Here is a 12878-nt window from a genome sequence, read left to right as displayed (position 1 = left end):
GGGGCACAGTCTATATAAGGCTCAACGCCGCGAACATTAACCCTTGGTCGCGTCGTAGGCCAGCAATGCCTTTACTACACAGCGCAGATTATCCCTGAACCCTGTCGCTGCCGGAAAATGAATTAACCTGTAGCCACGGATCTTTTCGGGACGCGCCATTATGCGGCATCTGGTTTTCGGTTTAATGCTGATGTTGTCGATCGCCGCACAGGCCAATGAGCCGAATCGACTCAGGCAAGCCGACTTTCCGACACACTCCCAGGCATTGGTGCTGAAAAACCAGACGGTGCTCACGTACCTCTGGGCGGATGTGTATGCGGCCGCGCTGTACGCCCCGCCGGATTTGAACGCCAAGCAGGCCTGGGACCAACAGGCAGCACTGCGCCTGACGCTGTATTACTTTCGCGACATCGACCGCAACGACGTGATCAAGGCCGCCAACACCACACTGGCGCGCCAGCACATCAGCGACCGCTTGAAATCCGAAGTGGACAAACTGCATGCCGTCTTTCGCAACATCCATAGCGGTGATCGCTACGCACTGGATTTTCGACCCGGACGCGGCTTGGACCTGGAAATCAATGGCGAAGTGTTATTCAGCAGCAGCGACAATGAGCTGGCGAAGGCTTACCTGGGGATCTGGTTAGCGCCCAAGGGCTTGTCGGAGAGGTTGCTGGAATGAAGGCGTGTATTGTCTGGACTGACGTCATCGGGGCAAGCCCCCTCCCACACTGGACCGCATTCACCCTGCAGGAATGCGGTTTAAATGTGGGAGGGGGCTTGCCCCCGATGAGGCCCTTCCAGCCACAAAAAAGCCCCGAACCAGTCGGGGCTTTTCATTCAACGCAAATGCTTAACGCGGGAACGCAGGCGGGTTGACCCCAGCCATGTCTTCCATCACGCGAACCACCTGGCAGCTGTAGCCGAACTCGTTGTCGTACCACACGTACAGGACAACGCGGTTGTCCTGGGTAATGGTCGCCTCGGCGTCCACCACACCGGCGTGGCGCGAGCCTACGAAGTCGGTGGAGACCACTTCCTGCGAGTTGACGAAGTCGATCTGCTTGTGCAGGTCCGAGTGCAGCGCCATGTAGCGCAGGTACTCGTTCATCTCTTCACGGGTGGCGGCTTTCTCAAGGTTCAGGTTGAGGATGGCCATGGACACGTTCGGCGTCGGCACGCGGATCGCGTTACCGGTCAGCTTGCCGGCCAGCTCAGGCAGGGCCTTGGCTGCAGCGGTGGCAGCACCTGTCTCGGTGATCACCATGTTCAACGCGGCGCTACGGCCACGGCGATCGCCCTTGTGGAAGTTGTCGATCAGGTTCTGGTCGTTGGTGTACGAGTGAACCGTCTCGACGTGGCCGTTGACGATGCCGAACTTGTCATTCACCGCCTTCAGCACCGGCACGATGGCGTTGGTGGTGCAGGACGCGGCGGACACGATCTTGTCGTCAGCGGTGATGTCAGCGTGGTTGATGCCGTGAACGATGTTCTTCAGCTTGCCCTTGCCAGGCGCGGTCAGCACAACGCGGTCGATACCCGGGCAGGCCAGGTGCTGGCCCAGGCCCTCGGCGTCACGCCATACACCGGTGTTGTCCACCAGCAGGGCGTCCTTGATGCCGTACTGGGTGTAATCCACCTCGGACGGGTTCTTCGCGTAGATCACCTGGATCAGGTTACCGTTGGCGGTGATGGTGTTGTTTTCTTCATCGATGACGATGGTGCCGTTGAACGGACCGTGTACCGAATCGCGACGCAGCAGGCTTGCACGCTTGGTCAGGTCGTTCTCGGCGCCCTTGCGCACCACGATGGCACGCAGGCGCAGGCCGTCGCCGCCACCGGTTTTTTCGATCAGGATGCGTGCCAGCAGGCGGCCGATACGACCGAAGCCGTACAGCACCACGTCGGTGCCTTTGCGGGCCGCGGCATTTTGCTGGCCAACCACATCGGCCATTTCTTCACGCACGAACTGCTCGGCGGTACGGCCGGCGCCTTCCTTGCGGAATTTGTAGGCCAGCTTGCCCAGGTCTACCGAGGCCGCGCCGAGCTTGAGCTCGCTCATGGCTTTAAGCAGTGGGAATGTTTCGTGGACGGAGAGTTCGCTGTCGTCCGCAGAGCGATGGCGTGCAAAGCGGTGCGCTTTGAGAATCGCGATGACGGACTGGTTGATCAGGCTGCGGCCATAGATCGAGCTCACCACATTGTTATTGCGGTACAGCTGACCGATAAGCGGGATCATCGCTTCTGCGAGTGCTTCACGGTCGATCCATTCACCAAGACACTGGTCGGGCTTCTGAGTCACGGGAACCTTCCACATGTAGGGGCTGAAAAAAGGGGCTACATTATGCCGCCCGACCGCCCTCGGAGCAATGCGCGCGCCACAACAAAAACCCCTTGCCAAAAAATACCGCCCCGCTACAGCCCAGTAAATACGCGGGTTCCAGAAGGCCACCAGTTGGGAGAGCAGGCCAACTTGTCCGTAACCCTCCTAAACAATCGCGTATTTCGGCACTACATATTGAGTCAAAACGCGCCATTGTTTGTCTTAGCCACTACATTTCCCGCAAACCGTAATAGGCTCAGTCAGAAACTGACAGGCGGCACCTTGGGCCGTTACAATTACCGACTTTGTCGCAACGCTTGGAGCTCAACCTTCCGTGCCCGTTCTGCGTCTACCGCTACTCCCTGCCGAGGCAGGTAAACAGCATTGGGGCAACCTGCCCGGTGCCGCCCTGAGCCTGGCCATCGCCGAGGCTGCCAGCGCAGCCAAGCGCTTTACCCTGCTGCTCACCGCCGACAGCCAAAGCGCCGAACGGTTGGAGCAGGAGCTGAGCTTCTTCGCCCCCGATTTGCCGGTGCTGCATTTCCCCGACTGGGAAACCTTGCCCTACGACCTGTTCTCGCCGCACCAGGACATCATCTCCCAGCGCATCGCCAGCCTGTACCGCCTGCCGGAACTGGCCCACGGCGTGCTGGTGGTGCCGATCACCACGGCACTGCATCGCCTGGCGCCGACCAAGTTCCTGCTGGGCAGCAGCCTGGTGCTGGATGTCGGCCAGAAGCTCGATGTGGAGCAGATGCGCACGCGCCTGGAAGCCAGCGGCTATCGTTGCGTCGATACGGTATACGAGCACGGTGAGTTCGCGGTGCGCGGTGCGTTGATCGACCTGTTCCCGATGGGCAGCAAACTGCCCTATCGCATCGACCTGTTCGATGACGAAATCGAAACCCTGCGCACCTTCGACCCGGAGAACCAGCGCTCCATCGACAAAGTAGACTCGATCAAGCTGCTGCCGGCACGGGAATTCCCGCTGCAAAAAGACGCGGTCACCCGCTTCAAGGCGCGCTTTCGTGAACGCTTCGACGTGGACTTCCGCCGCTGCCCGATCTTCCAGGACCTGAGCAGCGGGATTACCCCGGCCGGTATCGAGTACTACCTGCCGCTGTTCTTCGACGAAACCTCCACCCTGTTCGACTACCTGCCACAAGACACCCAGGTGTTCTCGCTGCCCGGTATCGAACAAGCGGCGGAAAACTTCTGGAACGATGTGCGCAACCGCTACGAAGAGCGCCGCGTCGATCCATCGCGTCCTTTATTGCCGCCCGCCGAGTTGTTCCTGCCGGTAGAAGACTGCTTCGCCCGCCTGAAAAACTGGCCACGCGTGGTCGCCAGCCAGCAGGATGTGGAAAAAGGCGCCGGCCGCGAGCGCTTCCCGGCAGCAATGCTGCCGGACCTGGCAATCCAGGCCAAAGCCACGCAACCGTTGGAAGCGCTGTCCAACTTCCTCGGTGACTTCCCGGGCCGTGTGCTGTTCACCGCCGAATCCGCTGGTCGCCGAGAGGTGCTGCTGGAGCTGCTGGAACGCCTGAAGCTGCGCCCGAAAACCGTCGACAGCTGGCCGGATTTTGTGGCGAGCAAAGACCGCCTGGCGATTACCATCGCGCCACTGGACGAAGGCCTGCTGCTGGACGATCCAGCCTTGGCATTGATTGCCGAAAGCCCGCTGTTCGGCCAACGCGTGATGCAGCGCCGCCGCCGTGAAAAACGCGCCGACGCCAACAACGACGCGGTGATCAAGAACCTGACCGAGCTGCGCGAAGGCGCGCCGGTGGTGCATATCGACCATGGTGTCGGCCGTTACCTGGGCCTGCAGACCCTGGAGATCGACAACCAGGCCGCCGAATTCCTCACCATGGAATACGCCGAGGGCGCCAAGCTCTACGTGCCGGTGGCCAACCTGCACCTGATCGCCCGCTATACCGGCAGCGACGACGCCCTGGCGCCGTTGCACCGCCTGGGCTCCGAGACCTGGCAGAAAGCCAAGCGCAAGGCCGCCGAACAGGTGCGCGACGTCGCCGCCGAGCTGCTCGACATCTACGCCCGCCGCGCTGCCCGCGAGGGTTATGCGTTCGCCGACCCGAAAGCTGACTACGCCACCTTCAGCGCCGGCTTCGCCTTTGAAGAAACCCCAGACCAGCAAACCACCATCGAAGCGGTGCGCGCCGACATGCTCGCGCCCAAGCCGATGGACCGCCTGGTCTGCGGCGACGTGGGCTTCGGCAAGACCGAAGTGGCGATGCGCGCCGCCTTCATCGCAGTGCATGGCGGCAAACAGGTGGCGATCCTGGTGCCCACCACCCTGCTCGCCCAACAGCACTACAACAGCTTCCGCGACCGCTTTGCCGATTGGCCGGTGACCGTCGAAGTGATGAGCCGCTTCAAATCAGCCAAGGAAGTGAATGCTGCCGTCGCCGACCTGGCCGAAGGCAAGATCGACATCGTGATCGGCACGCACAAGCTGCTGTCGGATGACGTGAAGATCAAGAACCTGGGGCTGGTGATCATCGACGAAGAACACCGCTTTGGTGTGCGCCAGAAAGAACAGCTCAAGGCCCTGCGCAGCGAAGTCGACATCCTCACCCTCACCGCCACGCCGATTCCGCGTACGCTGAACATGGCGGTGTCCGGCATGCGCGACCTGTCGATCATCGCCACGCCGCCGGCACGTCGCCTGTCGGTGCGCACCTTCGTGATGGAGCAGAACAAAAGCACGGTCAAGGAAGCGCTGCTGCGCGAACTGCTGCGCGGCGGGCAGGTTTATTACCTGCACAACGATGTGAAAACCATCGAGAAATGCGCCGCCGACCTGGCCGAGCTGGTGCCGGAGGCGCGTATCGCCATCGGCCATGGGCAGATGCGCGAGCGCGAACTCGAGCAAGTGATGAGCGACTTCTACCACAAGCGCTTCAACGTGCTGATCGCCTCGACCATCATCGAGACCGGGATCGACGTGCCGAGCGCCAACACCATCATCATCGAGCGCGCCGACAAGTTCGGCCTGGCACAGCTTCACCAGTTACGCGGCCGCGTCGGACGCAGCCACCACCAGGCCTATGCCTATCTGCTGACGCCACCGCGCCAGCAAATCACCGGCGATGCGGAAAAACGCCTGGAAGCGATCGCCAACACCCAGGACCTGGGCGCCGGTTTTGTGCTGGCCACCAACGACCTGGAAATCCGTGGCGCCGGCGAACTGCTGGGCGATGGCCAGAGCGGGCAGATCCAGGCGGTGGGTTTCACCCTGTATATGGAAATGCTTGAGCGTGCGGTGAAAGCCATCCGCAAGGGTGAGCAACCGAACCTCGATCAACCATTGGGCGGCGGTCCGGAGATCAACCTGCGCTTGCCTGCGTTGATTCCCGAGGACTACCTGCCGGATGTGCACGCACGGCTGATCCTGTACAAACGCATCGCCTCGGCCACCGACGAAGAAGGCCTCAAGGACCTGCAGGTGGAGATGATCGACCGCTTCGGCCTGTTGCCCGAGCCGACCAAGAACCTGGTGCGACTGACCCTGCTCAAATTGCAGGCCGAGCAACTGGGGATCAAGAAGGTCGACGCCGGGCCGCAGGGCGGGCGCATCGAATTCGAGGCGCAGACCCCCGTGGACCCATTGGTGCTGATCAAGCTGATCCAGGGCCAGCCCAACCGCTACAAGTTCGAAGGGGCTACGCTGTTCAAGTTCATGGTGCCGATGGAACGCGCCGAAGAACGCTTTAACACCTTGGAGGCGCTGTTCGAGCGCCTCATCCCGAAATCTGCTTGAAGGACGCCCGAATGCCCCTGTTCCGCATGTTGAGCCTGTTGTTGGTGGTCGCGGCACCTGCGGCGTTCGCCGACAGCCCGTACCAGGTGGAAATGATCCTGGTGCGCCAGAACGCCGAACCGGTGATCAACAGCCGCGCCGCCCCGGAAAACTGGGATGCTGGCGCCGCGCGCCTGGGCGACCGGCTGAGCCCGCCGCGCCTGTCCAACATTGTCGATAAGCTGCGCGCCGACTCCACCTACACGGTGCTGCTGCATAAGGCCTGGGAACAGAACCTGGGCGAGCAGCCGGTCAAGGTCGCCATCACGGACGGCCAGGAGCAGTTCGGCCAGTTCCCCATCGAGGGCGTGCTGAGCCTGCAACTGGGGCGTTTTACCGATATCGATGCGAACTTCTGGATCAACCAGTTCGACGCCAACGGCAGCGTGATCGCCAGCGAACACCTGAGCCAGACCGACGTGCGCACCAAGAACAACCAGCTCAACTACCTGGACGGCGGCCACCTGGCGTTGCTGATCAAGATCACCTCGCTGACCGCCAAGCCCCCCAGCGCACCACCGCCCGACCTGCAGGACTGATCCATCGCCATGCCCCTGACGTCGTCGCTGACCAAACCCCTGGCCCCTTCGTGGGCCAATCGCTTTAAAGAGCAGAGCCTTGAGCGCGGGCGGCGTTATGCCCTGGAGAACCGGGTGCGCATCGTCGAATCCGGCGACAGCACCATCATCGCCAGTTGCGAAGGCTCAGGCGGCAACGTCTACCGGCAGACCATTTCGCTGCGCGAATCGGCCAAAGGCACGTTGATCCTGGTGGACAGCCGCTGCACTTGCCCGGTGCGCACCAACTGCAAACACATCGCGGCGGTATTGCTCAAGGTCCAGGAAACCCTGGCCTTCCCCGCTGCCGCCCAGGACGCAGAACTGCTGGAAAAACTCCAGGCAGTCCTGGAAAACCGCGCGGTGTTGCCGCAGGTGGTCATGGAGGATGTGGTGCCGGTGCCGCGCCTGTGGATGGCCAGCGTGGAGTTCAGCGCGTTCGAACCACGCAACGGCAAGATGCAGCGCTATATCCAGCACAGGGCGGCGCTGTCGTTCAACTATTTGGGCAACTATGTCAGCGGGCAGAAAAACACTGACATCATCGTGCGCCAGGACACCCAGAGCCTGCGCATCAAGCGCCATCCCGAGCTGGAACAGCCGTACCGCGAGCAACTGCGCCTGCTGGGCTTCAAGATCGCTACGCGCCAGAGCAAAGCCCTGCCTGAGAGCGCCGGGGAACTGTTCGAGATGGTCAATGACAGTGCCTGGCTGACCTTCACCCTCAATGCCACGCCGACCTTGCGGGCCGAAGGCTGGGAGCTGCTGATCGATGATGATTTCGGCTTCGACCTGAGCGCCGTCGATGACTGGTACGCCACGGTAGATGAAGGTCCGGAGCGTGATTGGTTCGATCTGGAGCTGGGGATCATCGTCAACGGCGAGCGACTGAGCCTGTTGCCGATCCTGCTGAACCTGATGCGCTCCCACACCGAGATCCTCAACCCGGAGAAGCTGGCGCGGCGTCGCGATGATGAGCTGATCCTGGTGAATATCCCTGGCCTGCCCAATGGCCACGGCCCCATACAAGTGGCGTTGCCCTATGGCCGACTGAAACCGGTGCTGGCCACCCTCGGTGAGTTTTATCTACAGGAAGCCGGCACCACCACGCTGCGCCTGGCCAAGGCTGATGCAATCCGCCTTAACCCGCTGGAAGACCTGCCGCTGCAGTGGGAAGGCGGCGAAAAGATCCGCAACTTCGCCCAACGCCTGCGGGACATCAAGGATTTCACCTGCGTGGCGCCCGAAGGGCTGAACGCGACCCTGCGTCCATATCAACTGGAAGGCTTGAGCTGGATGCAGTCGCTGCGCCAGCTTGATGTGGGCGGGATACTTGCGGATGACATGGGCCTGGGCAAGACCCTGCAGACCCTGGCGCATATTCTCACTGAAAAGAACGCCGGGCGCCTGGATCGCCCCTGCATGGTGGTGATGCCCACCAGCCTGATTCCCAACTGGCTGGACGAAGCGGCGCACTTCACGCCGCAACTCAAAGTGGTGGCGTTGTATGGCGCAGCCCGCAAGAAACATTTCGCGAACCTGCAGGACTATGACCTGCTGCTGACCACCTATGCACTGCTACCCAAGGACATCGACCAGCTCAAGGCCCTGCCCCTGCATGTACTGATCCTCGATGAAGCCCAGTACATCAAGAACCCGTCCAGCAAGGCGGCCCAGGCGGCACGCGAACTGAATGCGCGGCAGCGCCTGTGCCTGAGCGGTACGCCACTGGAAAACCACCTGGGTGAGCTGTGGTCGTTGTTCCACTTCCTGCTGCCGGGCTGGCTGGGTGACGTAAAAAGCTTCAACCGCGATTACCGCGTGCCCATCGAAAAGCGCGCCAGCGACGTACGACTGCAGCACCTCAACGGTCGGATCAAACCCTTCCTGTTGCGCCGCACCAAGGAACAGGTGGCCACTGAGCTGCCGCCCAAGACCGAGATCATCCATTGGGTCGACCTCAACGAGGCCCAGCGTGACGTGTACGAAACCATGCGCCTGGCCATGGACAAGAAGGTCCGCGACGAGATCACCCGCAAGGGCGTGGCACGCAGCCAGATCATCATTCTTGAGGCGCTGCTCAAGCTGCGCCAGGTGTGCTGCGACCTGCGCCTGGTCAACGACGCCACCCTGCCCGCCCGTGGCAGCAGCTCGGGCAAGCTCGATAGCTTGATGGAAATGCTTGAGGAGTTGTTTGAGGAAGGTCGGCGGATCCTGCTGTTTTCCCAGTTCACCTCAATGTTGAGCCTGATCGAAGTCGAGCTGAAAAAGCGTGGTGTTGCCTACGCCTTGTTGACCGGCCAGACGCGGGACCGGCGCACGCCGGTGAAGGATTTCCAGAGCGGCAAACTGCAGATTTTCCTGATCAGCCTGAAGGCCGGCGGTGTGGGCTTGAACCTGACCGAAGCCGACACGGTGATCCACTACGACCCCTGGTGGAACCCGGCGACGGAGAACCAGGCGACTGACCGTGCGTATCGCATCGGCCAGGAGAAGCCGGTGTTCGTCTACAAGATGATTGCCCGGGGCACGGTGGAGGAAAAAATCCAGCACCTGCAAAAGGAAAAGTCCGACCTGGCGGCAGGTGTGCTGGATGGCCGTACGACCGGGGATTGGCAGTTGGGCAACGAGGATATAGAAGCGCTGTTTGCGCCGTTGCCCAACAAACAGGAAAAGCGCTGACAGCTCGATCGCCATCGGGGGCAAGCCCCCTCCCACATTCGATCGCAGTCGTCATGTGGGAGGGGGCTTGCCCCCGATGGGCTCGACGCAATGTTCAGCCGATCAGCTGAGCATCCCGCAACGCAGTCAGCGCCGCCAACCAACGCGGATCCTGCTTGTACTCGGTCGAAGCAACCGCCTGCCCACGCATGCGCGCAATGCGCACCGATGGCGTGACCTTCATGCGCTGCGCCGCACTCAGTGCCAACTCAGCCGCCGCGCGATCGTTGCACACCAGTCCCATGTCGCAACCGGCCGTCAACGCGGCCTCGATGCGGCTGGCAGCATCACCGACCACATGCGCCCCCGCCATGGACAGGTCATCGCTGAAAATCACCCCATCGAACTGCAACTCGCCGCGCAGGATGTCCTGCAACCAGCGGCGCGAGAAGCCGGCTGGCTGGGTGTCGACTTGCGGGTAGATGACGTGCGCAGGCATAACAGCCGCCAGTTGCTTACTCAGGCGTGCGAAAGGCACCAGGTCATTGGCGCGAATCTGTTCCAGGCTACGCTCATCATTGGGAATGGCGACGTGGGAATCGGCCTCGGCCCAGCCGTGACCGGGGAAGTGCTTACCGGTGGCGGCCATGCCGGCGCTGTTCATCCCACGGATGAATGCACCCGCCAGCACGGCGGCCCGCTCGGGGTCGCCCTCGAAGGAACGGGTGCCGACCACGGCGCTGCGCTGATAATCCAGGTCCAGCACCGGGGCGAAGCTCAGGTCCAGGCCCACGGCCAGTACTTCGGTGGCCATGATCCAGCCGCACTGCTCGGCCAGGTACTCTGCATTCGGGTTATCCGCCAAGGCACGCATGGCCGGCAGGCGCACAAAGCCCTGACGCAGGCGCTGTACGCGACCGCCTTCCTGGTCGACCGCCAGTAGCAGGTCTGGGCGCACGGCACGAATCGCCGCACTCAACTCGCGTACCTGGCGTGGGTGCTCGATATTGCGCGCAAAAATGATCAGGCCACCCACCTCAGGCTGGCGCAGCAGGTGGCGATCCTCGGCCGTGAGCCAAGTGCCGGCAACGTCGACCATCAAAGAACCTTGCAGGGCAGCAGTCATAAACCTTCCTTATAAAACGCACACAACCCGTTGCCCCCACCAGGCACAGTGAGCACAACAGGTTGCGAGTAAATAGCTGAATTCGGCATGGGCCGCTAGCTTAGCGGATGCAGGCGGCTGCGCACACCCGGGTGGCTCAAACCTTGGCGGGGCTTGGCGCGGATTTGCTGCGCGGACGTAATTGGGCGGCAGCCATCGTCGGGTCGGTCACACCGGTTTCAGCACGCATACCGGCGGCCAGGAACGGCACCATCAGGCGCATGACCTGTTCAATAGAGGTATTGACGCCGAAATCAGTCTCGGCAATCGCCCGCAGCGCCTTGATCCCCGACATGCTGAACGCCGCAGCTCCGAGCATGAAGTGCACGCGCCAGAACAGCTCAATCGGTGGAATACGTGGAGCGGCCTCGTTGACCAGCAACATATAGCGACGAAATACCTTGCCGTACATGTCCTCCAGATAGCGCCGCAAGTGACCCTGGCTCTGACTGAACGCCAGGCCGAGCAGGCGCATGAAGATCGACAGGTCGTTGCCGCTGCGCGGTTGAACCACCAATGCTTGTTCAACGAGGATTTCCAACAGCTCTTCGAGTGTCGGCTTGTGGTCGGTCTTGCCCTGGCGACGCTCGAGTTCACGGTCGAGACTGGCGCAGAACGGCCCCAGGAAGCGCGAGAACACAGCCTGGATCAGGGCTTTTTTCGAGCCGAAATGATAGTTCACTGCTGCGAGGTTGACGCCAGCCTTGCTGGTGATCAGCCGCAATGAAGTTTCAGCAAATCCTTTTTCCGCGAACAATTGCTCGGCAGCATCGAGAATGCGTTCAACGGTTTCCGACTGGGCCATGGCTACTCCGCCTGACAAACACTTGTTTGAAACATACGTTTCAGGGTGTGTCTTGTCAAGCCTGCGAGTTCGCTTTCCGGCCGGGCAGTCATGTATTTCATCGCTATTTAATCACATCTCTATTGATCTGTAGGCAGCGCTATCTCGGGCCTGTGGGAAGCATCAGGGATGACCGTCCAGCGGAGGGCTGGAAAAGGATGATTGCCAAGCGCAGTTCACTGTATATAATCCCAGTCACTGTATAAAAAGACAGAGCGATCAACATGCTAAAACTGACGCCACGCCAAGCTGAGATTCTGGCTTTTATCAAGCGCTGCCTCGATGACAACGGCTACCCGCCGACACGAGCAGAGATTGCGCTGGAACTGGGTTTCAAGTCCCCCAACGCCGCCGAGGAACACCTCAAGGCCCTCGCTCGCAAAGGCGCGATCGAGATGACCCCCGGTGCCTCACGCGGTATTCGCATCCCTGGCTTCGAGGCCAAGGCCGACGAATCGACCCTGCCGATCATCGGCCGCGTCGCCGCCGGTGCGCCGATCCTGGCGCAGCAGCACGTCGAGGAGTCCTGCAACATCAACCCTACCTTCTTCCATCCGCGCGCCGACTACCTGTTGCGGGTCCATGGCATGAGCATGAAGGACGTGGGCATCTTCGACGGCGACCTGTTGGCCGTCCACACCACCCGCGAAGCCCGTAATGGCCAGATCGTCGTTGCCCGTATCGGCGACGAAGTCACCGTCAAACGCTTCAAGCGCGAAGGCAGCAAGGTCTGGCTCCTGGCCGAGAACCCTGAGTTCGCCCCGATTGAAGTGAACCTGAAAGATCAGGACCTGGTGATCGAAGGCTTGAGCGTCGGCGTCATTCGCCGCTAAAGGAGGCATCATGCAGCTCGTCCACACCCCACAACACACACAACTGTCGCTGTTCGAGGCCTTCATGGCCCAACCCCTTGCGCCCATCCTCAAGGAAAAGATCGAAGCGCCCTGGAGCGCGGAGCCTGAGGCGTTCAGTGAATTGTCGTTGCGCGGTGCAGCGGGGAGCTGCCTGAGCCTGCTGGCGCCGATCCTTCGCGAATTGAGCGAAGAGCAGGACGCCCGCTGGCTGACGCTGATCGCCCCGCCCGCCAGCCTGACCCAGGCCTGGCTACGGGACGCTGGCCTCAACCGCGAGCGCATCCTGCTGCTTCAACCACGCGGTACGCAAAGTGCCCAGCAGTTGACCTGCGAAGCCTTGCGCCTGGGTCGTAGCCATACGGTAGTGAGCTGGTTGAACCCGCTGAATGCCAGCGCCAAGCAGCAACTGATCAGCGCTGCACGTACGGGCGATGCCCAGAGTTTGAATATTCGATTGGGCTGAAATCACAGGCCTTGCCTGTGATATACGAGCGTCTGCTGTGAGCGGGCTTCTGTGGCGAGCGGGCTTGCCCCGCGCGGGGCTGCGAAGCGGCCCCAAAACCAGGCACCGTGGAATACCTGATATACCGCATTAAATCCATCTAGGACTGCTTCGCAGTCCAACGCGGGGCAAGCCCGCTCACCACAGCA

General features: G+C 61.5%; 9 protein-coding genes. 6 read left to right on the top strand and 3 right to left on the bottom strand.

Annotation, left to right across the window (positions count from 1 at the left end):
* The first annotated feature begins 160 nt into the window (after positions 1 to 160).
* Positions 161 to 682 carry a chalcone isomerase family protein gene (locus tag AC3WP7_RS19920; protein WP_093126203.1) on the top strand — a complete coding sequence of 174 codons (522 nt, stop codon included), beginning with the start codon at positions 161 to 163 and terminating at the stop codon, positions 680 to 682.
* 171 nt (positions 683 to 853) lie between these two features.
* Here AC3WP7_RS19920 and AC3WP7_RS19915 read toward each other — a convergent pair whose 3' ends face one another.
* The gene (locus AC3WP7_RS19915) at positions 854 to 2317 is read right to left on the bottom strand and encodes a glyceraldehyde-3-phosphate dehydrogenase (protein ID WP_071489016.1); all 1464 of its coding nucleotides are present in this window, start codon (positions 2315 to 2317) and stop codon (positions 854 to 856) included.
* Between the two features lie 340 nt (positions 2318 to 2657).
* Between AC3WP7_RS19915 and mfd the strand changes: the two genes are divergently transcribed.
* From mfd to AC3WP7_RS19900, 3 genes are read left to right on the top strand one after another with little or no spacing between them, the layout of a single operon-like run.
* Positions 2658 to 6107, top strand: a complete 3450-nt coding sequence (gene mfd / locus AC3WP7_RS19910; RefSeq protein ID WP_102593046.1) for a transcription-repair coupling factor — start codon at positions 2658 to 2660, stop codon at positions 6105 to 6107.
* Between the two features lie 11 nt (positions 6108 to 6118).
* On the top strand, positions 6119 to 6685 hold the full coding sequence (locus tag AC3WP7_RS19905; protein WP_102593047.1) for a CsiV family protein: 567 nt from the start codon (positions 6119 to 6121) through the stop codon (positions 6683 to 6685).
* A 9-nt stretch (positions 6686 to 6694) separates the two neighbouring features.
* The gene (locus AC3WP7_RS19900) at positions 6695 to 9385 is read left to right on the top strand and encodes a DEAD/DEAH box helicase (protein ID WP_102593048.1); all 2691 of its coding nucleotides are present in this window, start codon (positions 6695 to 6697) and stop codon (positions 9383 to 9385) included.
* A gap of 94 nt (positions 9386 to 9479) precedes the next feature.
* On the opposite strand, the gene nagZ is transcribed toward AC3WP7_RS19900, so the two are convergent.
* Positions 9480 to 10490 (bottom strand): beta-N-acetylhexosaminidase, encoded by a 1011-nt coding sequence (gene nagZ / locus AC3WP7_RS19895; protein WP_093527524.1) that lies wholly within the window; start codon positions 10488 to 10490, stop codon positions 9480 to 9482.
* 136 nt (positions 10491 to 10626) lie between these two features.
* Positions 10627 to 11334 carry a TetR/AcrR family transcriptional regulator gene (locus tag AC3WP7_RS19890; RefSeq protein WP_071489011.1) on the bottom strand — a complete coding sequence of 236 codons (708 nt, stop codon included), beginning with the start codon at positions 11332 to 11334 and terminating at the stop codon, positions 10627 to 10629.
* Between the two features lie 263 nt (positions 11335 to 11597).
* On the opposite strand from AC3WP7_RS19890, the gene lexA reads away from it, so the two are divergent.
* Positions 11598 to 12206 (top strand): transcriptional repressor LexA, encoded by a 609-nt coding sequence (gene lexA, locus AC3WP7_RS19885; RefSeq protein ID WP_003172575.1) that lies wholly within the window; start codon positions 11598 to 11600, stop codon positions 12204 to 12206.
* 10 nt (positions 12207 to 12216) lie between these two features.
* Positions 12217 to 12690 (top strand): SOS-induced cell division inhibitor SulA, encoded by a 474-nt coding sequence (gene sulA / locus AC3WP7_RS19880; protein ID WP_102593049.1) that lies wholly within the window; start codon positions 12217 to 12219, stop codon positions 12688 to 12690.
* Positions 12691 to 12878 lie beyond the last annotated feature (188 nt).

Source organism: Pseudomonas sp. FW305-3-2-15-C-LB1 (assembly GCF_058787615.1).
The sequence above is the reverse complement of the archived record's forward strand: the minus strand, read 5'-3'. Positions and strand labels throughout refer to the sequence as shown.